The following is a 24,243-nucleotide window of genomic DNA, read 5'->3' on the forward strand; positions in this document are numbered from 1 at the left end:
TTATAATAAAATTATGTATTTGAGGAGGAACTTAAGTTGGAACAAAACAGAGAAAATTACGACGAAAGTCAGATTCAGGTTCTTGAGGGATTAGAAGCTGTTAGAAAAAGACCTGGAATGTATATAGGAAGTACAAGTTCTAGGGGATTACATCACCTTGTTTATGAAATAGTAGACAATAGTATTGATGAAGCTTTGGCAGGATTTTGTAAAAATATAAACGTTACAATAAACAAAGATAACTCAATAACTGTAATAGATGATGGTAGAGGTATGCCAACAGGAATTCATCCTAAAATGGGGAAGTCTACTGTAGAAGTTATTATGACGGTACTACATGCTGGTGGAAAGTTTGGTGGAGGCGGATATAAGGTATCCGGAGGCTTACATGGTGTTGGTGCATCTGTTGTAAATGCTTTATCAGAATGGTGTGAAGTTACTGTAAAAAGAGAAGGAACAGTATGGCAACAAAAATATTCTAGAGGTAATGTTCTTAGCGATTTAACTCAAATTGGAACATCAGATGATCATGGAACTCAAGTATCTTTTAAACCAGATACTGAAATATTTGAAGAAACAGAATATGATTTTGATATCCTATCAAATAGATTAAGGGAATTAGCCTTTTTAAATAAGGGAATAAGTATAACTCTTATAGATAAAAGAGAAGAGAATGAGAGAGTTGAAGAATATATTTATGAAGGTGGTATAAAAGAATTTGTTTTATACCTAAATAGAAATAAAGAAGTTCTTCATCCTGAACCAATTTATGTTGAAGGTGAAAAAGATGGAATTTTAGCTGAAATATCACTTCAGTATAATGATGGATATAGTGAAAATTTATATTCTTTTGCTAATAATATAGATACAATTGAAGGTGGAACTCATTTAGCTGGATTTAAATCAGCACTAACAAGAGTAATAAATGATTATGCTAAGAAATTTGGACATATAAAAGAAAATGATAAGAACCTTTCAGGAGATGATATTAGAGAAGGTTTAACAGCGGTTATATCTGTAAAAATATCCGAACCTCAATTTGAAGGTCAAACAAAAACTAAGTTAGGAAATTCAGAGGTAAGAGGAATTGTTGATTCTATATTAACAGAAGGTGCAACAATATTCTTGGAAGAGAATCCTAATGTAGCTAAAATTATAATAGAAAAAGCTTTGATGGCAGCAAGAGCTAGAGATGCAGCAAGAAAGGCTAGAGAATTAACTAGAAAATCAGTTTTAGAACGTTCATCATTACCTGGTAAACTAGCAGATTGTTCATCTAAAGACCCTATGGAATGTGAAATCTATATAGTCGAAGGGGATTCAGCTGGAGGATCAGCTAAGCAAGGAAGAGATAGAAAGTTCCAAGCTATTTTACCTTTAAGAGGTAAGATAATTAATGTTGAAAAGCAAAGATTAGATAAAATACTTAACTCTGATTCAATAAGATCTATGGTTACAGCCTTTGGAGCAGGAATAGGAAAAGACTTCGATTTAGAGAAGATAAGATATAATAGAATAATAATAATGACAGATGCAGATGTTGATGGTGCTCATATAAGAACATTACTATTAACATTCTTCTATAGATATATGAGAGAACTGTTAGAACAAGGTCATGTGTATATAGCACAACCTCCTCTTTATCAAGTTAAGAAGAATAAAAAAGAATACTATGCCTATTCAGATTTAGAGCTTGAAAGAACTTTAAATGAAATTGGTGGAAAAGATAATTCAACTAACATTCAAAGATACAAAGGTCTTGGAGAAATGAATGCAACTCAATTATGGGAAACTACAATGGATCCTGAAAGAAGAGTTTTATTAAAAGCAACAATTGAAGATGCTATAGCTGCAGATGAAATATTCACTATTTTAATGGGGGATAAAGTTGAACCAAGAAGAGAATTTATTACAAAAAATGCTAAGAAAGTTAGCAATTTAGATATTTAGTACTAGAACGAGGTGAAGTACATGAGTTTAAACGAGGGAAAAGTTATACCTGTTGATATAAACAAGGAAATGAAAAAGTGTTATATAGATTATGCTATGAGTGTTATAGTTGGTCGTGCACTACCAGATGTTAGAGATGGGTTAAAGCCAGTTCATAGAAGAATACTTTATTCTATGCATGAATTAGGATTATCTCCAGAAAAGGGATATAGAAAATGTGCAAGAATAGTTGGGGAAGTTTTGGGTAAGTATCATCCACATGGTGACTCATCAGTATATGATGCGCTTGTAAGAATGGCTCAAGATTTTTCAATGAGATATATGCTAGTTGACGGTCATGGAAATTTTGGATCTGTAGATGGTGATAATGCAGCGGCAATGAGATATACAGAAGCAAAGATGAATAAAATTGCAGCTGAAATGTTAAGAGATATAAATAAAGATACAGTAAACTTTATTCCTAATTTTGATGGTGAAGAAAAAGAACCAGAAGTATTACCATCAAGGTATCCTAACCTTTTAGTTAATGGTTCATCAGGTATAGCAGTAGGTATGGCAACAAATATACCACCTCATAACTTAGGTGAAGTTATAGATGGTACTATAATGCTTATAGATAATCCAGAATCTACAATATTAGAGCTGATGACAGTAATTAAAGGACCTGACTTTCCAACAGGAGCAACTATAATGGGTAAATCAGGAATAAGAGCTGCTTATGAAACTGGAAAAGGTAGAGTAATAGTTAGAGCAAAGGCTGAAATAGAAGAAGAAAATAATAGACATAGAATAATAGTTACTGAAATACCATATCAAGTTAATAAGGCTAAACTTATAGAAAATATAGCTGATTTAGTAAAGGATAAGAAAATAGTTGGTATATCAGATTTAAGAGATGAGTCTGATAGAGAAGGTATGAGAATAGTAATAGAGCTTAAAAAAGATGCTAATCCAAATGTTGTATTAAATCTTTTATATAAGCATACTAAAATGCAAGATACTTTCGGTGTAATAATGTTAGCTCTAGTTAACAATGAACCACAAGTTTTAAATATAAAGCAAGTTTTAAATTATTATATATCATTTCAAAAGGAAGTAATTACAAGAAGAACTACTTTTGAATTAAATAAGGCTGAAGCAAGAGCTCATATCTTAGAAGGATTGAGAATAGCTTTAGATAATATCGATGAAGTAATTAGCATAATTAGAGGATCAAAAACTTCTGAGATTGCTAGAAATACATTAATGGAAAGATTTAATTTAAGTGAAAAGCAATCTACTGCAATTTTAGAGATGAGATTAAGAAGACTAACGGGACTAGAAAGAGATAAGATTGAAGAAGAATATGCTGAGCTTATGAAATTAATAGATTATCTAAATTCCATACTTGCAAGTGAAGAAAAACTTTTAGGTGTAATTAAAGATGAGTTATTACAAATAAAAACTAAGTATGGTGATGAAAGAAGAACATCAATTGAAAAAGTTGTAAATGAAATAGATATTGAAGATCTTATTCAAGAGGAAGAAGTTGTTGTTACTTTAACTCACACTGGATATATTAAAAGAATATCTGCTGATACATATTCTGCCCAAAGAAGAGGGGAAGAGGTATTCAAGCAATGTCTACAAAGGAAGATGACTTTGTAGAACATGTTAATATAACTTCAACGCATTCAGATGTATTATTCTTTACAAATAGAGGTAGAGTATATAAATTAAGGGCTTATGAAATTCCAGATGCAGGAAGAACTGCGAAGGGAACTAATATTATAAACTTAATAGCAATAGAGCAAGATGAAAGAATAGAGACAGTTTTAACTGTTAGGGATGATGTTAATGATGGATTCTTATTTATGGGTACAAAACAAGGTATAGTTAAGAAGACACCATTATCTGAATTTAAAAATCTTAGAAAGAATGGTTTAATAGCTATAAATCTAAGAGATGGAGATGAACTTCTTAAAGTTAAAGTTACAAGAGGAGATGCTGATATTATAATAGCAACTCAAGATGGTAATGCAATAAAGTTTAATGAACAAGATGTAAGACCAATGGGAAGAACAGCATCAGGAGTTAAATCTATAAACTTAAGAAAAAATGATATAGCTGTATGTATGGATATAGCTGTTGAAGGTGAAGATTTATTAGTTATAAGTGAAAATGGATTTGGTAAGAGAACACCTGTTACTGAATATAAGAGACAAAAAAGAGGTGGAACAGGTCTTATAACTTATAAAATAAGTGAAAAGACAGGTAAGTTAATTGGTGCTACTGTATGTAAAGTTGATGATGAATTAATGCTTATAAATACAAGTGGTGTAGCTATAAGAATTAATATTTCAGATATATCAGTAACAAGCAGGGCTGCAATGGGAGTAACTCTTATGAGAACTGGAGAAGAAGAAAAAGTTGTTGCTATTGCAAAGATATCAGGCAATGATGATGAAAAAGATGTTCAATTAGCAATCGAAGTGAATAATAACGAAGTAGCAGTAGAAGGTTCAGAGAATACACTAGATGTAAGTCAAGAAAATGATAATAGTATAGATAAACTTATAGAAAGAACTGAAAATGAAGAATAGTAATATAAAAAATTATTTAATATTAAAGTAAGTTTATAATAAAAATTGGTGCAACCTATATAATAAACAATAGGGTTGCACCTTTTTTATTTTATTAATTATAATAACTAGATTAAGTGTAATTTGATTATTATATTAAAACTAAGTTTTCTGTGTAGTTTATCAAAGGTTCTAACTATATAACACTTGAAAACGGAATATATACAAATGGGAAAACAGCTATAGAATATCTTGAACTAGTATTTATATTGAAAATAGAAAAATATATATAAAATAGTAATATGCTTATTAAAAATAATAATATAAATATAATAAAAGTTAGTAGTAAAATTAGATAAATAAGAAAATACTATATAAATACAAAGTAATCTTATCCAGGTGTATCATTAATAGAAAAATAAAGAAAAAATAAGATTTATTGAGTAAAATTAGAATAAATTTGAATAATAGATAGATTTTATTGAAAAAAGTAATGATTTAGATGGTAAGATAAATCTCGTCGCTGAGAGATGTGGCAAGAATTTGAAAACAACTTGAAGATAAAAAAGTTGTTGACAATAACTAAAAAAAATGATAAGATAAATGAGTCGCTTGAGGGCGATGAAGAAAATGGTCTTTGAAAATTGAACAGAATAAAAGTTAAGTAATAACCAGCAATTCTTTTGAGAGTCTTAAAAGACTCAAAGTAATTTGAGCAACAGATTAAACTTTTTAGTGAGAGTTTGATCCTGGCTCAGGACGAACGCTGGCGGCGTGCCTAACACATGCAAGTCGAGCGAGGGGAGTTTCTTCGGAAACAAACCTAGCGGCGGACGGGTGAGTAACACGTGGGCAACCTGCCTTGTAGAGGGGAATAGCCTCCCGAAAGGGAGATTAATACCGCATAACATTGCAGCTTCGCATGGAGCAGCAATTAAAGGAGTAATCCGCTACAAGATGGGCCCGCGGCGCATTAGCTAGTTGGTGAGGTAACGGCTCACCAAGGCGACGATGCGTAGCCGACCTGAGAGGGTGATCGGCCACATTGGGACTGAGACACGGCCCAGACTCCTACGGGAGGCAGCAGTGGGGAATATTGCACAATGGGGGAAACCCTGATGCAGCAACGCCGCGTGAGTGATGAAGGTTTTCGGATCGTAAAGCTCTGTCTTCAGGGACGATAATGACGGTACCTGAGGAGGAAGCCACGGCTAACTACGTGCCAGCAGCCGCGGTAATACGTAGGTGGCGAGCGTTGTCCGGATTTACTGGGCGTAAAGGGAGCGTAGGCGGACTTTTAAGTGAGATGTGAAATACCCGGGCTCAACCTGGGGGCTGCATTTCAAACTGGAAGTCTAGAGTGCAGGAGAGGAGAGTGGAATTCCTAGTGTAGCGGTGAAATGCGTAGAGATTAGGAAGAACACCAGTGGCGAAGGCGACTCTCTGGACTGTAACTGACGCTGAGGCTCGAAAGCGTGGGGAGCAAACAGGATTAGATACCCTGGTAGTCCACGCCGTAAACGATGGATACTAGGTGTGGGAGGTATCAACTCCTTCCGTGCCGCCGTTAACACATTAAGTATCCCGCCTGGGGAGTACGGTCGCAAGATTAAAACTCAAAGGAATTGACGGGGGCCCGCACAAGCAGCGGAGCATGTGGTTTAATTCGAAGCAACGCGAAGAACCTTACCTAGACTTGACATCTCCTGCATTACTCTTAATCGAGGAAGTCCCTTCGGGGACAGGATGACAGGTGGTGCATGGTTGTCGTCAGCTCGTGTCGTGAGATGTTGGGTTAAGTCCCGCAACGAGCGCAACCCTTATTGTTAGTTGCTACCATTTAGTTGAGCACTCTAGCGAGACTGCCCGGGTTAACCGGGAGGAAGGTGGGGATGACGTCAAATCATCATGCCCCTTATGTCTAGGGCTACACACGTGCTACAATGGCAAGTACAACGAGATGCAATACCGTGAGGTGGAGCTAAACTATAAAACTTGTCTCAGTTCGGATTGTAGGCTGAAACTCGCCTACATGAAGCTGGAGTTGCTAGTAATCGCGAATCAGCATGTCGCGGTGAATACGTTCCCGGGCCTTGTACACACCGCCCGTCACACCATGAGAGTTGGCAATACCCAAAGTTCGTGAGCTAACCGCAAGGAGGCAGCGACCTAAGGTAGGGTCAGCGATTGGGGTGAAGTCGTAACAAGGTAGCCGTAGGAGAACCTGCGGCTGGATCACCTCCTTTCTATGGAGAAATCTAGTTAACAAGATGATTAACTAGTAATAACTCAAAAGATATGGTATCTTAACTTCTGTTCAATTTTGAAGGACCAAAAGCCTTCAAAATTTTTGTTCTTTGAAAATTGCACATGAATTAAAAACAACTTAAGTGAGAATCTAAATTTATAATTTAGTTATTCGAACTTACTCCTGAAAGCGTATGTGAACAGGAGTTTCAGATTAACGAAAGTTAATTGAGAAGTGACAACAAGCCAAGAATAATATTCTTTGTGAAAGTAAATTAACTCTTTGTAAAAGAGAACCGTATAGGTCAAGCTACAAAGGGCGCATGGTGAATGCCTTGGCATCAGGAGCCGATGAAGGACGTGATAAGCTGCGAAAAGCTTCGGGTAGGCGCACATAGCCAGTGATCCGGAGATCTCCGAATGAGGAAACTCACATGGGAAACCCCATGTATCCTGTAATAAATAAATAGTTGCAGGAAGGTAAACCCAGGGAACTGAAACATCTAAGTACCTGGAGGAAGAGAAAGAAAAATCGATTTTCTAAGTAGCGGCGAGCGAAAGGGAAAGAGCCCAAACCAGAGATTTATCTCTGGGGTTGCGGACAGAACATTAACAGGAAATTATAATTAATTGAATTTAACTGGAAAGTTAAGCCACAGAGTGTAATAGCCACGTAAATAAAAATTATAATAACTAAGTTCTGATCCAGAGTACCACGAGACACGTGAAACCTTGTGGGAAGCAGGGAGGACCACCTCCCAAGGCTAAATACTACCTGATGACCGATAGTGAAGCAGTACCGTGAGGGAAAGGTGAAAAGAACCCCGGGAGGGGAGTGAAATAGAACCTGAAACCGTGTGCCTACAACCGGTCAGAGCACCATATGAGTGTGATGACGTGCTTTTTGTAGAACGAGCCAACGAGTTACGGTATGTAGCAAGGTTAAGTACTTAAGGTACGGAGCCGAAGGGAAACCGAGTCTTAATAGGGCGAGTAGTTGCATGCCGTAGACCCGAAACCGGGTGACCTATCCATGGCCAGGTTGAAGCAGGGGTAAAACCCCGTGGAGGACCGAACCACGTTGCTGTTGAAAAAGCATGGGATGAGCTGTGGATAGCGGAGAAATTCCAATCGAACTCGGAGATAGCTGGTTCTCCTCGAAATAGCTTTAGGGCTAGCGTCGGATATGAGTAATGGAGGTAGAGCACTGAATGGGCTAGGGGGCGTATCGCTTACCGAACCTTATCAAACTCCGAATGCCATATACTATTAGTCCGGCAGTCAGACTACGAATGATAAGATCCGTGGTCAAAAGGGAAAAAGCCCAGATCGTCAGCTAAGGTCCCAAAGTGTAAGTTAAGTGGAAAAGGATGTGGGATTTCTAAGACAACTAGGATGTTGGCTTAGAAGCAGCCACTCATTGAAAGAGTGCGTAATAGCTCACTAGTCGAGAGATCCTGCGCCGAAAATGTCCGGGGCTCAAACTTACCACCGAAGCTACGGGCTCATCGTAAGATGAGCGGTAGAGGAGCGTCGTAATCGGGCTGAAGTCGTACCGTAAGGAGCGGTGGACTGATTACGAGTGAGAATGTTGGCATTAGTAGCGAGATGTGAGTGAGAATCTCACAGGTCGAAAATCTAAGGTTTCCTGGGGAAGGCTCGTCCGCCCAGGGTTAGTCGGGACCTAAGCCGAGGCCGATAGGCGTAGGCGATGGACAATCGGTTGATATTCCGATACCACTACAATCGTTATTATCGATGGTGTGACGGAGAAGGATAGGATGTGCTAGCGATTGGAAATGCTAGTCTAAGCGTTTAGGGAGTTGAAATAGGCAAATCCGTTTCAACAATCCTGAGGCGTGATGGGGAAGGCCATTAGGCTGAAGTATCTGATTCCATGCTTCCAAGAAAAGCATCTAGAGAGAGAAGTAGTGCCCGTACCGCAAACCGACACAGGTAGATGAGGAGAGAATCCTAAGACCAGCGGAAGAATTGCAGTTAAGGAACTAGGCAAATTGACCCCGTAAGTTAGCGAGAAGGGGTGCCTACGAGAGTAGGCCGCAGAGAATAGGCCCAAGCAACTGTTTAGCAAAAACACAGGTCTCTGCTAAAGCGCAAGCTGATGTATAGGGGCTGACGCCTGCCCGGTGCTGGAAGGTTAAGGGGAACACTTAGCGCAAGCGAAGGTGTGAACTTAAGCCCCAGTAAACGGCGGCCGTAACTATAACGGTCCTAAGGTAGCGAAATTCCTTGTCAGGTAAGTTCTGACCCGCACGAATGGCGTAATGACTTGGGCACTGTCTCAACTGCAAATCCGGCGAAGTTGTAGTGCGAGTGAAGATGCTCGCTACCCGCGATTGGACGGAAAGACCCCGTAGAGCTTTACTGTAGCTTAGCATTGAATTCCGATATTGTCTGTACAGGATAGGTGGGAGACTTGGAAACTAGGGCGTCAGCCTTGGTGGAGTCAACCTTGGGATACCACCCTGACAGTATTGGGGTTCTAACCGGACGCCATGAATCTGGTGACGGGACATTGTTAGGTGGGCAGTTTGACTGGGGCGGTCGCCTCCTAAAAAGTAACGGAGGCGCCCAAAGGTTCCCTCAGAACGGTCGGAAATCGTTCGAAGAGTGCAAAGGCAGAAGGGAGCCTGACTGCGACACCCACAAGTGGAGCAGGGACGAAAGTCGGGCTTAGTGATCCGGTGGTACCTCGTGGGAGGGCCATCGCTCAACGGATAAAAGCTACCTCGGGGATAACAGGCTGATCTCCCCCAAGAGTCCACATCGACGGGGAGGTTTGGCACCTCGATGTCGGCTCGTCGCATCCTGGGGCTGTAGTAGGTCCCAAGGGTTGGGCTGTTCGCCCATTAAAGCGGCACGCGAGCTGGGTTCAGAACGTCGTGAGACAGTTCGGTCCCTATCCGTCGCGGGCGTAGGAAATTTGAGAGGAGCTGTCCTTAGTACGAGAGGACCGGGATGGACTGACCTCTGGTGCACCAGTTGTTCCGCCAGGAGCATGGCTGGGTAGCTAAGTCGGGAAGGGATAAACGCTGAAAGCATCTAAGCGTGAAGCCCCCTCAAGATGAGATTTCCCATAGCATAAGCTAGTAAGACCCCTTGAAGAACACAAGGTTGATAGGTCAGAGGTGTAAGTGTGGTAACATATTTAGCTGACTGATACTAATAGGTCGAGGGCTTGACCAAAACAATAAGATGAAACTCAGCAGAGTTGAGTGAATTCGAGAAACGAAATCAAAGATTTTGGCTCTCATTCATGTGCAATTTTCAGAGAACATTCTCTGAAAAAGTAAAGTAAGAACTAAACTAAGATTTAATTATTGACAAGGAAACTCAGCACAGTTGAGTGGGTTCGATATCTAAATCAAAGATTTAGGATTTCATACCATCTGGTGATGATGGCGTAGAGGAAACACTCCTTCCCATTCCGAACAGGAAAGTTAAGCTCTACAGCGTCGATGGTACTGCACGGGAGACTGTGTGGGAGAGTAGAACGTTGCCAGGTTAGATGAGGATCTTTAGCTCAGTTGGTTAGAGCAACCGGCTCATAACCGGTAGGTCCGGGGTTCGAGTCCCTGAAGGTCCACCATATTTGGGGGTATAGCTCAGTTGGGAGAGCACTTGCCTTGCACGCAAGGGGTCAAGAGTTCGAATCTCTTTATCTCCACCATATAAAGCTACGAATTAATTCGTAGCTTTTTTTGTTTTGCATATTATCATAGCTATTAATAAAAAATTTCATTAATGGCTAATTCAAAATATAGATATCAAATAAATAAGTATAGAGTTTTTAAAGAATAGAAATCACATAATTGATTATAGATTTTGTCATAGAGTATATAATGTAATAGAAAATTATTACAAAATTAAAAGATATCATAAATTACAAAATATTATAATTAATATTAATAGTAAGTTTAAATTTGATTATTTTAAGTTAATATCATGCTAAAGAAATTTATAATAAAATATATTAATAATCAATGAATAGTTAAATATTTAGATTATTAAATCAAAAAAGGGATACTTAACCTGGCGTATCAATATAAGAATAATGTTGAAATACACAGAATTATTAAGATATAAGAGGATAATTTCAACAAGGAAGAATAAATATAATATAATTAACTATATTAAGATGATATCATAAGTCATGTTCTCAGCAGAAAGCTGTAAACAAGTAAAAATTTATTTAAAGTTAGAAACAAATAAGTTTTTAAAAAAAGTGTTGACAAAAAGCACTTAAGATGATAAGATAAATGAGTCGCTTGAGGGCGATGAAGAAAATGGTCTTTGAAAATTGAACAGAATAAAAGTTAAGTAATAACCAGCAATTCTTTTGAGAGTCTTAAAAGACTCAAAGTAATTTGAGCAACAGATTAAACTTTTTAGTGAGAGTTTGATCCTGGCTCAGGACGAACGCTGGCGGCGTGCCTAACACATGCAAGTCGAGCGAGGGGAGTTTCTTCGGAAACAAACCTAGCGGCGGACGGGTGAGTAACACGTGGGCAACCTGCCTTGTAGAGGGGAATAGCCTCCCGAAAGGGAGATTAATACCGCATAACATTGCAGCTTCGCATGGAGCAGCAATTAAAGGAGTAATCCGCTACAAGATGGGCCCGCGGCGCATTAGCTAGTTGGTGAGGTAACGGCTCACCAAGGCGACGATGCGTAGCCGACCTGAGAGGGTGATCGGCCACATTGGGACTGAGACACGGCCCAGACTCCTACGGGAGGCAGCAGTGGGGAATATTGCACAATGGGGGAAACCCTGATGCAGCAACGCCGCGTGAGTGATGAAGGTTTTCGGATCGTAAAGCTCTGTCTTCAGGGACGATAATGACGGTACCTGAGGAGGAAGCCACGGCTAACTACGTGCCAGCAGCCGCGGTAATACGTAGGTGGCGAGCGTTGTCCGGATTTACTGGGCGTAAAGGGAGCGTAGGCGGACTTTTAAGTGAGATGTGAAATACCCGGGCTCAACCTGGGGGCTGCATTTCAAACTGGAAGTCTAGAGTGCAGGAGAGGAGAGTGGAATTCCTAGTGTAGCGGTGAAATGCGTAGAGATTAGGAAGAACACCAGTGGCGAAGGCGACTCTCTGGACTGTAACTGACGCTGAGGCTCGAAAGCGTGGGGAGCAAACAGGATTAGATACCCTGGTAGTCCACGCCGTAAACGATGGATACTAGGTGTGGGAGGTATCAACTCCTTCCGTGCCGCCGTTAACACATTAAGTATCCCGCCTGGGGAGTACGGTCGCAAGATTAAAACTCAAAGGAATTGACGGGGGCCCGCACAAGCAGCGGAGCATGTGGTTTAATTCGAAGCAACGCGAAGAACCTTACCTAGACTTGACATCTCCTGCATTACTCTTAATCGAGGAAGTCCCTTCGGGGACAGGATGACAGGTGGTGCATGGTTGTCGTCAGCTCGTGTCGTGAGATGTTGGGTTAAGTCCCGCAACGAGCGCAACCCTTATTGTTAGTTGCTACCATTTAGTTGAGCACTCTAGCGAGACTGCCCGGGTTAACCGGGAGGAAGGTGGGGATGACGTCAAATCATCATGCCCCTTATGTCTAGGGCTACACACGTGCTACAATGGCAAGTACAACGAGATGCAATACCGTGAGGTGGAGCTAAACTATAAAACTTGTCTCAGTTCGGATTGTAGGCTGAAACTCGCCTACATGAAGCTGGAGTTGCTAGTAATCGCGAATCAGCATGTCGCGGTGAATACGTTCCCGGGCCTTGTACACACCGCCCGTCACACCATGAGAGTTGGCAATACCCAAAGTTCGTGAGCTAACCGCAAGGAGGCAGCGACCTAAGGTAGGGTCAGCGATTGGGGTGAAGTCGTAACAAGGTAGCCGTAGGAGAACCTGCGGCTGGATCACCTCCTTTCTATGGAGAAATCTAGTTAACAAGATGATTAACTAGTAATAACTCAAAAGATATGGTATCTTAACTTCTGTTCAATTTTGAAGGACCAAAAGCCTTCAAAATTTTTGTTCTTTGAAAATTGCACATGAATTAAAAACAACTTAAGTGAGAATCTAAATTTATGATTTAGTTATTCGAACTTACTCCTGAAAGCGTATGTGAACAGGAGTTTCAGATTAACGAAAGTTAATTGAGAAGTGACAACAAGCCAAGAATAATATTCTTTGTGAAAGTAAATTAACTCTTTGTAAAAGAGAACCGTATAGGTCAAGCTACAAAGGGCGCATGGTGAATGCCTTGGCATCAGGAGCCGATGAAGGACGTGATAAGCTGCGAAAAGCTTCGGGTAGGCGCACATAGCCAGTGATCCGGAGATCTCCGAATGAGGAAACTCACATGGGAAACCCCATGTATCCTGTAATGAATAAATAGTTGCAGGAAGGTAAACCCAGGGAACTGAAACATCTAAGTACCTGGAGGAAGAGAAAGAAAAATCGATTTTCTAAGTAGCGGCGAGCGAAAGGGAAAGAGCCCAAACCAGAGATTTATCTCTGGGGTTGCGGACAGAACATAAAATAAACTAATTTGTAACCGAAAATAACTGGAAAGTTAGGCCATAGAGTGTAATAGCCACGTAGGTAAAACAAAAAGGTTTAGAGTTCTGATCCAGAGTACCACGAGACACGTGAAACCTTGTGGGAAGCAGGGAGGACCACCTCCCAAGGCTAAATACTACCTGATGACCGATAGTGAAGCAGTACCGTGAGGGAAAGGTGAAAAGAACCCCGGGAGGGGAGTGAAATAGAACCTGAAACCGTGTGCCTACAACCGGTCAGAGCACCATATGAGTGTGATGACGTGCTTTTTGTAGAACGAGCCAACGAGTTACGGTATGTAGCAAGGTTAAGTACTTAAGGTACGGAGCCGAAGGGAAACCGAGTCTTAATAGGGCGAGTAGTTGCATGCCGTAGACCCGAAACCGGGTGACCTATCCATGGCCAGGTTGAAGCGGGGGTAAAACCCCGTGGAGGACCGAACCACGTTGCTGTTGAAAAAGCATGGGATGAGCTGTGGATAGCGGAGAAATTCCAATCGAACTCGGAGATAGCTGGTTCTCCTCGAAATAGCTTTAGGGCTAGCGTCGGATATGAGTAATGGAGGTAGAGCACTGAATGGGCTAGGGGGCGTATCGCTTACCGAACCTTATCAAACTCCGAATGCCATATACTATTAGTCCGGCAGTCAGACTACGAATGATAAGATCCGTGGTCAAAAGGGAAAAAGCCCAGATCGTCAGCTAAGGTCCCAAAGTGTAAGTTAAGTGGAAAAGGATGTGGGATTTCTAAGACAACTAGGATGTTGGCTTAGAAGCAGCCACTCATTGAAAGAGTGCGTAATAGCTCACTAGTCGAGAGATCCTGCGCCGAAAATGTCCGGGGCTCAAACTTACCACCGAAGCTACGGGCTCATCGTAAGATGAGCGGTAGAGGAGCGTCGTAATCGGGCTGAAGTCGTACCGTAAGGAGCGGTGGACTGATTACGAGTGAGAATGTTGGCATTAGTAGCGAGATGTGAGTGAGAATCTCACAGGTCGAAAATCTAAGGTTTCCTGGGGAAGGCTCGTCCGCCCAGGGTTAGTCGGGACCTAAGCCGAGGCCGATAGGCGTAGGCGATGGACAATCGGTTGATATTCCGATACCACTACAATCGTTATTATCGATGGTGTGACGGAGAAGGATAGGATGTGCTAGCGATTGGAAATGCTAGTCTAAGCGTTTAGGGAGTTGAAATAGGCAAATCCGTTTCAACAATCCTGAGGCGTGATGGGGAAGGCCATTAGGCTGAAGTATCTGATTCCATGCTTCCAAGAAAAGCATCTAGAGAGAGAAGTAGTGCCCGTACCGCAAACCGACACAGGTAGATGAGGAGAGAATCCTAAGACCAGCGGAAGAATTGCAGTTAAGGAACTAGGCAAATTGACCCCGTAAGTTAGCGAGAAGGGGTGCCTACGAGAGTAGGCCGCAGAGAATAGGCCCAAGCAACTGTTTAGCAAAAACACAGGTCTCTGCTAAAGCGCAAGCTGATGTATAGGGGCTGACGCCTGCCCGGTGCTGGAAGGTTAAGGGGAACACTTAGCGCAAGCGAAGGTGTGAACTTAAGCCCCAGTAAACGGCGGCCGTAACTATAACGGTCCTAAGGTAGCGAAATTCCTTGTCAGGTAAGTTCTGACCCGCACGAATGGCGTAATGACTTGGGCACTGTCTCAACTGCAAATCCGGCGAAGTTGTAGTGCGAGTGAAGATGCTCGCTACCCGCGATTGGACGGAAAGACCCCGTAGAGCTTTACTGTAGCTTAGCATTGAATTCCGATATTGTCTGTACAGGATAGGTGGGAGACTTGGAAACTAGGGCGTCAGCCTTGGTGGAGTCAACCTTGGGATACCACCCTGACAGTATTGGGGTTCTAACCGGACGCCATGAATCTGGTGACGGGACATTGTTAGGTGGGCAGTTTGACTGGGGCGGTCGCCTCCTAAAAAGTAACGGAGGCGCCCAAAGGTTCCCTCAGAACGGTCGGAAATCGTTCGAAGAGTGCAAAGGCAGAAGGGAGCCTGACTGCGACACCCACAAGTGGAGCAGGGACGAAAGTCGGGCTTAGTGATCCGGTGGTACCTCGTGGGAGGGCCATCGCTCAACGGATAAAAGCTACCTCGGGGATAACAGGCTGATCTCCCCCAAGAGTCCACATCGACGGGGAGGTTTGGCACCTCGATGTCGGCTCGTCGCATCCTGGGGCTGTAGTAGGTCCCAAGGGTTGGGCTGTTCGCCCATTAAAGCGGCACGCGAGCTGGGTTCAGAACGTCGTGAGACAGTTCGGTCCCTATCCGTCGCGGGCGTAGGAAATTTGAGAGGAGCTGTCCTTAGTACGAGAGGACCGGGATGGACTGACCTCTGGTGCACCAGTTGTTCCGCCAGGAGCATGGCTGGGTAGCTAAGTCGGGAAGGGATAAACGCTGAAAGCATCTAAGCGTGAAGCCCCCCTCAAGATGAGATTTCCCATAGCATAAGCTAGTAAGACCCCTTGAAGAACACAAGGTTGATAGGTCAGAGGTGTAAGTGTGGTAACATATTTAGCTGACTGATACTAATAGGTCGAGGGCTTGACCAAAACAATAAGATGAAACTCAGCAGAGCTGAGTGAATTCGAGAAACGAAATCAAAGATTTTGGCTCTCATTCATGTGCAATTTTCAGAGAACATTCTCTGAAAAAGTAAAGTAAGAACTAAACTAAGATTTAATTATTGAGAAGGAAACTCAGCACAGCTGAGTAGGTTCGATATCTAAATCAAAGATTTAGGATTTCACACCATCTGGTGATGATGGCGTAGAGGAAACACTCCTTCCCATTCCGAACAGGAAAGTTAAGCTCTACAGCGTCGATGGTACTGCACGGGAGACTGTGTGGGAGAGTAGAACGTTGCCAGGTTAGTAAATAAGAGTCTATTAAGACTCTTATTTTTTTGTAAAATTATATATAAACAGGTAATTTTAAAAGCACTATAACTGATATAATAGTTATAGTGCTTTATGTATATAAAAAGAAAAAAGGATAAAATGTACATATAAGATAATTTTATTAGTTGTTTGAAAAGGGAGGATAATAAATGAGAAAAAAATTTAGTATAGTTATATCAATTTTTTTATTAATTGGATTAATATCATGTAAAGCTAGCAAGATGGATTTAAAAAAAGTATACATTATATTGCCTGATGGATTGCCTGCAATTGCTACAAGTAAATTCATAGACGATAATGAATCAAAAAGTGAAAATAAATTTAATATAGCATTGCAAAAAACTCCAGATGCATTAGTAGCAGAAATTCTAAAAGGAGAAGCAGAAATTGCTGTAGTTCCATCAAATTTAGCATTACAGGCATACAAAAAGGGATTAGATTATAAAGTAGTAGGAACTGTAGGTTGGGGATCTATGTATTTAATTTCAACAGAAGAAATTAATGATGTATCAGATTTAAATGGGAAAGAAATATATAATACAGGCAAAGGCTTAACTCCGGATATAATTTGTAGGGAGATATTAAATAGTAAGGGAATAGATGATAAAAAAATAAATTACTCATATGTTAATGCAGCAAGTGAATTAGCACCTATGATAATAAATAATAAGGCTAAAATAGCTGTTGTTCCAGAACCTGCATTATCAACTATATTAGCTAAAAAACCTGATACTAAAATATTGTTAGATTTAAATCTAGAATGGAAGAATTTAAAGAATGTAGATAAAGGTTATCCTCAGTCTACAATACTTATAAAAGAATCATTTTATAAAGATAATAAAAAGTTATGTAATGAAATTTTAGATAAAATAAAAAATTCTATAGAGTGGGTTAATAGTAATTCTAACGATGTATCTGGAATATGCGAGAAGAATTCTATAACTGTAAATAAAGTAACTTTAGATAAAGCTCTAGAAAGAGGAAATTTAAAATATTATTCTATAGATGAAAGTAAAAATGAGTATAAAATTTATTTTGAGTCCATAGATAAGATTACAGAAACACAGGAAGGAAAAGTAGATTATGAGAAAATCTTTATTGAAGGATAATAAATATATGTTTATTTCAATTATTATCCTTTTAATATTATGGCAAATGGGAGCAGTAGCTGTAAATAATCAGCTACTTTTTCCATCATTAGATAGAATTACAGATGAATTACATAGAATTATACTTAATAAGGATTTTATAAATTTAATATTTGCTAGTCTTTTAAGATGTCTAATAAGTTTTATAATATCTATTATATTAGCAATAATTTTAGGTACACTTAGCTATATAAATAAATTTATATATAATTTTTTATATCCAATTTTTTCTGTTATTAAATCAATACCCACAATGGCGTTTATAGTATTAGCTTTAATTTGGATATCCAAGGATTATGCGCCAATAATGATAGGAGGATTGATTTCTATACCAATATATTATGAAGTTGTTTTAAACTCATTATTAGGAATAGATGAAAATATTATAGAGATGTGTGAAGTCTATAGAGTAAAAAATAAAGATATTATTATAAGCATATATTTACCAACAATAATTTTTGGGTTAATAAATGTATTTAGTTCATCTTTATCTTTAATATTTAAAGTTGTTATTTCAGGAGAAATTTACTCACAACCTAAATATGGTATAGGTGCAATAATACAGATGGAAAAAATGCAATTAAATACTGTAGCTGTGATTGCTTGGATAATAATAATATCTATAATAACAATATTATTTGATAAAGTAATAAAAAAACTAAGTAGCAGATGTATTAAATGGAACAAGGGGATATGATATGTATATTAAAAATATAAATGTAAATTATGGTAATAAAATTATATATAAGGACTTTAGTATAAATATTGAATCTGATAAAATAAATTGTATAATAGGTCAATCTGGATGTGGAAAAACTACTTTATTAAAAAATATTTCTAAAGAGTTAATTAAAAATGGAGTAGAAGTAAGTTTTGTCTTTCAGGAAGATAGACTAATACCCTGGAAAACAGTTTATGAAAATTTATATTTAATAAGTAAGTCATATTATTCTAAAGATAAAGCTAGGGGAAAGTTTTAGAGGTATTAATAAAAATAGGATTAGAAGAATCAAAAAAGTTATATCCAAATGAATTAAGCGGAGGTATGAAACAAAAAATTAATATAGCAAGAGCCTTAATAAGTAAGTCAAAATTTTTAATTATGGATGAACCATTTAAATCAATAGATATAAAAAGTAAAATAAAAATTATAAATATTATTAAAGAAAAAATAAGAAAAGAAAAATTAACTGTAATTTTTGTAAGTCATGATAAAGAAGAAATAGATTTATTAGGAGAAAAAATATTTATTTTAGATGGACAACCGATAAAAATTATTGAAGAATATGATAATTTTATATAAAAATAAGATAAGTATATCAATAAAAAGCAAAAACCATGCCAGGTGTATCAATAATAGGTATAAATAGAAAAGAAGAGAAAAATACAATAATGTGTATATTAAATTTAAATTATGAGTATAAATAGAAAAAACATAATGTTTTATAAGTAGTATCATAAGTTTCGTTCCCAAGAGGAACAGATTAAATCAGCTAAACAAATTAAGTTAATTATAAAAACTTATTTTAAAAGTTTTTTAAAAAAATGTTGACAGAGATTTGAATAGATGATAAGATAAATGAGTCGCTTGAGGGCGATGAAGAAAATGGTCTTTGAAAATTGAACAGAATAAAAGTTAAGTAATAACCAGCAATTCTTTTGAGAGTCTTAAAAGACTCAAAGTAATTTGAGCAACAGATTAAACTTTTTAGTGAGAGTTTGATCCTGGCTCAGGACGAACGCTGGCGGCGTGCCTAACACATGCAAGTCGAGCGAGGGAAGTTTCTTCGGAAACAAACCTAGCGGCGGACGGGTGAGTAACACGTGGGCAACCTGCCTTGTAGAGGGGAATAGCCTCCCGAAAGGGAGATTAATACCGCATAACATTGCAGCTTCGCATGGAGCAGCAATTAAAGGAGTAATCCGCTACAAGATGGGCCCGCGGCGCATTAGCTAGTTGGTGAGGTAACGGCTCACCAAGGCGACGATGCGTAGCCGACCTGAGAGGGTGATCGGCCACATTGGGACTGAGACACGGCCCAGACTCCTACGGGAGGCAGCAGTGGGGAATATTGCACAATGGGGGAAACCCTGATGCAGCAACGCCGCGTGAGTGATGAAGGTTTTCGGATCGTAAAGCTCTGTCTTCAGGGACGATAATGACGGTACCTGAGGAGGAAGCCACGGCTAACTACGTGCCAGCAGCCGCGGTAATACGTAGGTGGCGAGCGTTGTCCGGATTTACTGGGCGTAAAGGGAGCGTAGGCGGACTTTTAAGTGAGATGTGAAATACCCGGGCTCAACCTGGGGGCTGCATTTCAAACTGGAAGTCTAGAGTGCAGGAGAGGAGAGTGGAATTCCTAGTGTAGCGGTGAAATGCGTAGAGATTAGGAAGAACACCAGTGGCGAAGGCGACTCTCTGGACTGTAACTGACGCTGAGGCTCGAAAGCGTGGGGAGCAAACAGGATTAGATACCCTGGTAGTCCACGCCGTAAACGATGGATACTAGGTGTGGGAGGTATCAACTCCTTCCGTGCCGCCGTTAACACATTAAGTATCCCGCCTGGGGAGTACGGTCGCAAGATTAAAACTCAAAGGAATTGACGGGGGCCCGCACAAGCAGCGGAGCATGTGGTTTAATTCGAAGCAACGCGAAGAACCTTACCTAGACTTGACATCTCCTGCATTACTCTTAATCGAGGAAGTCCCTTCGGGGACAGGATGACAGGTGGTGCATGGTTGTCGTCAGCTCGTGTCGTGAGATGTTGGGTTAAGTCCCGCAACGAGCGCAACCCTTATTGTTAGTTGCTACCATTTAGTTGAGCACTCTAGCGAGACTGCCCGGGTTAACCGGGAGGAAGGTGGGGATGACGTCAAATCATCATGCCCCTTATGTCTAGGGCTACACACGTGCTACAATGGCAAGTACAACGAGATGCAATACCGCGAGGTGGAGCTAAACTATAAAACTTGTCTCAGTTCGGATTGTAGGCTGAAACTCGCCTACATGAAGCTGGAGTTGCTAGTAATCGCGAATCAGCATGTCGCGGTGAATACGTTCCCGGGCCTTGTACACACCGCCCGTCACACCATGAGAGTTGGCAATACCCAAAGTTCGTGAGCTAACCGCAAGGAGGCAGCGACCTAAGGTAGGGTCAGCGATTGGGGTGAAGTCGTAACAAGGTAGCCGTAGGAGAACCTGCGGCTGGATCACCTCCTTTCTATGGAGAAATCTAGTTAACAAGATGATTAACTAGTAATAACTCAAAAGATATGGTATCTTAACTTCTGTTCAATTTTGAAGGACCAAAAGCCTTCAAAATTTTTGTTCTTTGAAAATTGCACATGAATTAAAAACAACTTAAGTGAGAATCTAAATTTATGATTTAGTTATTCGAACTTACTCCTGAAAGCATATGTGAACAGGAGTTTCAGATTAACGAAAGTTAATTGAGAAGTGACAACAAGCCAAGAATAATATTCTTTGTGAAAGTAAATTAACTCTTTGTAAAAGAGAACCGTATAGGTCAAGCTACAAAGGGCGCATGGTGAATGCCTTGGCATCAGGAGCCGATGAAGGACGTGATAAGCTGCGAAAAGCTTCGGGTAGGCGCACATAGCCAGTGATCCGGAGATCTCCGAATGAGGAAACTCACATGGGAAACCCCATGTATCCTGTAATGAATAAATAGTTGCAGGAAGGTAAACCCAGGGAACTGAAACATCTAAGTACCTGGAGGAAGAGAAAGAAAAATCGATTTTCTAAGTAGCGGCGAGCGAAAGGGAAAGAGCCCAAACCAGAGATTTATCTCTGGGGTTGCGGACAGAACATAAAATAAACTAATTTGTAACCGAAAATAACTGGAAAGTTAGGCCATAGAGTGTAATAGCCACGTAGGTAAAACAAAAAGGTTTAGAGTTCTGATCCAGAGTACCACGAGACACGTGAAACCTTGTGGGAAGCAGGGAGGACCACCTCCCAAGGCTAAATACTACCTGATGACCGATAGTGAAGCAGTACCGTGAGGGAAAGGTGAAAAGAACCCCGGGAGGGGAGTGAAATAGAACCTGAAACCGTGTGCCTACAACCGGTCAGAGCACCATATGAGTGTGATGACGTGCTTTTTGTAGAACGAGCCAACGAGTTACGGTATGTAGCAAGGTTAAGTACTTAAGGTACGGAGCCGAAGGGAAACCGAGTCTTAATAGGGCGAGTAGTTGCATGCCGTAGACCCGAAACCGGGTGACCTATCCATGGCCAGGTTGAAGCGGGGGTAAAACCCCGTGGAGGACCGAACCACGTTGCTGTTGAAAAAGCATGGGATGAGCTGTGGATAGCGGAGAAATTCCAATCGAACTCGGAGATAGCTGGTTCTCCTCGAAATAGCTTTAGGGCTAGCGTCGGATATGAGTAATGGAGGTAGAGCACTGAATGGGCTAGGGGGCGTATCGCTTACCGAACCTTATCAAACTCCGAATGCCATATACTATTAGTCCGGCAGTCAGACTACGAATGATAAGATCCGTGGTCAAAAGGGAAAAAGCCCAGATCGTCAGCTAAGGTCCCAAAGTGTAAGTTAAGTGGAAAAGGATGTGGGATTTCTAAGACAACTAGGATGTTGGCTTAGAAGCAGCCACTCATTGAAAGAGTGCGTAATAGCTCACTAGTCGAGAGATCCTGCGCCGAAAATGTCCGGGGCTCAAACTTACCACCGAAGCTACGGGCTCATCGTAAGATGAGCGGTAGAGGAGCGTCGTAATCGGGCTGAAGTCGTACCGTAAGGAGCGGTGGACTGATTACGAGTGAGAATGTTGGCATTAGTAGCGAGATGTGAGTGAGAATCTCACAGGTCGAAAATCTAAGGTTTCCTGGGGAAGGCTCGTCCGCCCAGGGTTAGTCGGGACCTAAGCCGAGGCCGATAGGCGTAGGCGATGGACAATCGGTTGATATTCCGATACCACTATAATCGTTATTATCGATGGTGTGACGGAGAAGGATAGGATGTGCTAGCGATTGGAAATGCTAGTCTAAGCGTTTAGGGAGTTGAAATAGGCAAATCCGTTTCAACAATCCTGAGGCGTGATGGGGAAGGCCATTAGGCTGAAGTATCTGATTCCATGCTTCCAAGAAAAGCATCTAGAGAGAGAAGTAGTGCCCGTACCGCAAACCGACACAGGTAGATGAGGAGAGAATCCTAAGACCAGCGGAAGAATTGCAGTTAAGGAACTAGGCAAATTGACCCCGTAAGTTAGCGAGAAGGGGTGCCTACGAGAGTAGGCCGCAGAGAATAGGCCCAAGCAACTGTTTAGCAAAAACACAGGTCTCTGCTAAAGCGCAAGCTGATGTATAGGGGCTGACGCCTGCCCGGTGCTGGAAGGTTAAGGGGAACACTTAGCGCAAGCGAAGGTGTGAACTTAAGCCCCAGTAAACGGCGGCCGTAACTATAACGGTCCTAAGGTAGCGAAATTCCTTGTCAGGTAAGTTCTGACCCGCACGAATGGCGTAATGACTTGGGCACTGTCTCAACTGCAAATCCGGCGAAGTTGTAGTGCGAGTGAAGATGCTCGCTACCCGCGATTGGACGGAAAGACCCCGTAGAGCTTTACTGTAGCTTAGCATTGAATTCCGATATTGTCTGTACAGGATAGGTGGGAGACTTGGAAACTAGGGCGTCAGCCTTGGTGGAGTCAACCTTGGGATACCACCCTGACAGTATTGGGGTTCTAACCGGACGCCATGAATCTGGTGACGGGACATTGTTAGGTGGGCAGTTTGACTGGGGCGGTCGCCTCCTAAAAAGTAACGGAGGCGCCCAAAGGTTCCCTCAGAACGGTCGGAAATCGTTCGAAGAGTGCAAAGGCAGAAGGGAGCCTGACTGCGACACCCACAAGTGGAGCAGGGACGAAAGTCGGGCTTAGTGATCCGGTGGTACCTCGTGGGAGGGCCATCGCTCAACGGATAAAAGCTACCTCGGGGATAACAGGCTGATCTCCCCCAAGAGTCCACATCGACGGGGAGGTTTGGCACCTCGATGTCGGCTCGTCGCATCCTGGGGCTGTAGTAGGTCCCAAGGGTTGGGCTGTTCGCCCATTAAAGCGGCACGCGAGCTGGGTTCAGAACGTCGTGAGACAGTTCGGTCCCTATCCGTCGCGGGCGTAGGAAATTTGAGAGGAGCTGTCCTTAGTACGAGAGGACCGGGATGGACTGACCTCTGGTGCACCAGTTGTTCCGCCAGGAGCATGGCTGGGTAGCTAAGTCGGGAAGGGATAAACGCTGAAAGCATCTAAGCGTGAAGCCCCCTCAAGATGAGATTTCCCATAGCATAAGCTAGTAAGACCCCTTGAAGAACACAAGGTTGATAGGTCAGAGGTGTAAGTGTGGTAACATATTTAGCTGACTGATACTAATAGGTCGAGGGCTTGACCAAAACAATAAGATGAAACTCAGCAAGGCTGAGTGAATTCGAGAAACGAAATCAAAGATTTTGGCTCTCATTCATGTGCAATTTTCAGAGAACATTCTCTGAAAAAGTAAAGCAAGAACTAAACTGAGATTTAATTGTTGAAAAGGAAACTCAGCACAACTGAGTGGGTTCGACATCTAAATCAAAGATTTAGGGTCTCACAGCATCTGGTAATGATGGCGTAGAGGAAACACTCCTTCCCATTCCGAACAGGAAAGTTAAGCTCTACAGCGTCGATGGTACTGCACGGGAGACTGTGTGGGAGAGTAGAACGTTGCCAGGTTAGTAAATAAGAGTCTATTAAGACTCTTATTTTTTTATTTAAAATTAATTATAATATAAAATAATTTAATAGTAGAATTAATTTCTTTCAAGTAAATATTATGAATAGAA

The 24,243-nt window shown here is 41.1% G+C and carries 5 protein-coding genes, 2 tRNA genes, 9 rRNA genes and 1 pseudogene; all 17 read left to right on the top strand.

The features are described from left to right. The first annotated feature begins 36 nt into the window (after positions 1 to 36). Positions 37 to 1,950: a DNA topoisomerase (ATP-hydrolyzing) subunit B gene (gyrB, locus tag CP523_RS07715; protein ID WP_066673870.1), complete on the top strand. Its 1,914-nt coding sequence runs from the start codon at positions 37 to 39 to the stop codon at positions 1,948 to 1,950. Between the two features lie 21 nt (positions 1,951 to 1,971). Next, positions 1,972 to 4,532: pseudogene (gyrA, locus tag CP523_RS07720) on the top strand (DNA gyrase subunit A). A gap of 710 nt (positions 4,533 to 5,242) precedes the next feature. Further along, a 16S ribosomal RNA gene (locus CP523_RS07725) occupies positions 5,243 to 6,757 on the top strand. A 304-nt stretch (positions 6,758 to 7,061) separates the two neighbouring features. After that, positions 7,062 to 9,965: ribosomal RNA gene (locus CP523_RS07730) — 23S ribosomal RNA — on the top strand. A gap of 202 nt (positions 9,966 to 10,167) precedes the next feature. Continuing rightward, a 5S ribosomal RNA gene (rrf, locus tag CP523_RS07735) occupies positions 10,168 to 10,284 on the top strand. 7 nt (positions 10,285 to 10,291) lie between these two features. Next, positions 10,292 to 10,368, top strand: a tRNA-Ile gene (locus tag CP523_RS07740). Between the two features lie 5 nt (positions 10,369 to 10,373). Then, positions 10,374 to 10,449 (top strand) — tRNA-Ala (locus CP523_RS07745). A 717-nt stretch (positions 10,450 to 11,166) separates the two neighbouring features. Further along, positions 11,167 to 12,681 (top strand): 16S ribosomal RNA (locus CP523_RS07750). Positions 12,682 to 12,985: 304 nt separating this feature from the next. Next, positions 12,986 to 15,889, top strand: a 23S ribosomal RNA gene (locus CP523_RS07755). Between the two features lie 202 nt (positions 15,890 to 16,091). Further along, positions 16,092 to 16,208 (top strand): 5S ribosomal RNA (gene rrf / locus CP523_RS07760). Together the 16S, 23S and 5S rRNA genes with 2 tRNA genes alongside form the textbook arrangement of a ribosomal RNA operon. 178 nt (positions 16,209 to 16,386) lie before the next feature. Beyond that, positions 16,387 to 17,346: an ABC transporter substrate-binding protein gene (locus CP523_RS07765; RefSeq protein WP_120140750.1), complete on the top strand. Its 960-nt coding sequence runs from the start codon at positions 16,387 to 16,389 to the stop codon at positions 17,344 to 17,346. Continuing rightward, positions 17,321 to 18,082, top strand: a complete 762-nt coding sequence (locus CP523_RS07770) for an ABC transporter permease (protein ID WP_120140751.1) — start codon at positions 17,321 to 17,323, stop codon at positions 18,080 to 18,082. Before CP523_RS07765 ends, CP523_RS07770 begins: the two co-directional genes overlap by 26 nt. A 1-nt stretch (position 18,083) precedes the next feature. After that, positions 18,084 to 18,365 carry an ATP-binding cassette domain-containing protein gene (locus CP523_RS16480; protein ID WP_120140752.1) on the top strand — a complete coding sequence of 94 codons (282 nt, stop codon included), beginning with the start codon at positions 18,084 to 18,086 and terminating at the stop codon, positions 18,363 to 18,365. Between the two features lie 8 nt (positions 18,366 to 18,373). Then, positions 18,374 to 18,688 (top strand): ATP-binding cassette domain-containing protein, encoded by a 315-nt coding sequence (locus tag CP523_RS16485; RefSeq protein WP_120140753.1) that lies wholly within the window; start codon positions 18,374 to 18,376, stop codon positions 18,686 to 18,688. A gap of 404 nt (positions 18,689 to 19,092) precedes the next feature. Next, positions 19,093 to 20,607: ribosomal RNA gene (locus tag CP523_RS07785) — 16S ribosomal RNA — on the top strand. A 304-nt stretch (positions 20,608 to 20,911) separates the two neighbouring features. Further along, positions 20,912 to 23,814 (top strand): 23S ribosomal RNA (locus tag CP523_RS07790). 202 nt (positions 23,815 to 24,016) lie between these two features. After that, positions 24,017 to 24,133 (top strand): 5S ribosomal RNA (rrf, locus tag CP523_RS07795). Positions 24,134 to 24,243: the final 110 nt, after the last annotated feature.

It is taken from the genome of Clostridium septicum, from assembly GCF_003606265.1.
Taxonomy (GTDB): Bacteria; Bacillota; Clostridia; order Clostridiales; family Clostridiaceae; genus Clostridium; species Clostridium septicum.

Bases quoted from the DNA above. Each gene is read 5' to 3' on its own strand.
- CP523_RS07765 (WP_120140750.1), top strand. From the start codon at position 16,387: ATGAGAAAAAAATTTAGTATAGTTATATCAATTTTTTTATTAATTGGA.
- CP523_RS07770 (WP_120140751.1), top strand. From the start codon at position 17,321: ATGAGAAAATCTTTATTGAAGGATAATAAATATATGTTTATTTCAATT.
- CP523_RS16480 (WP_120140752.1), top strand. From the start codon at position 18,084: ATGTATATTAAAAATATAAATGTAAATTATGGTAATAAAATTATATAT.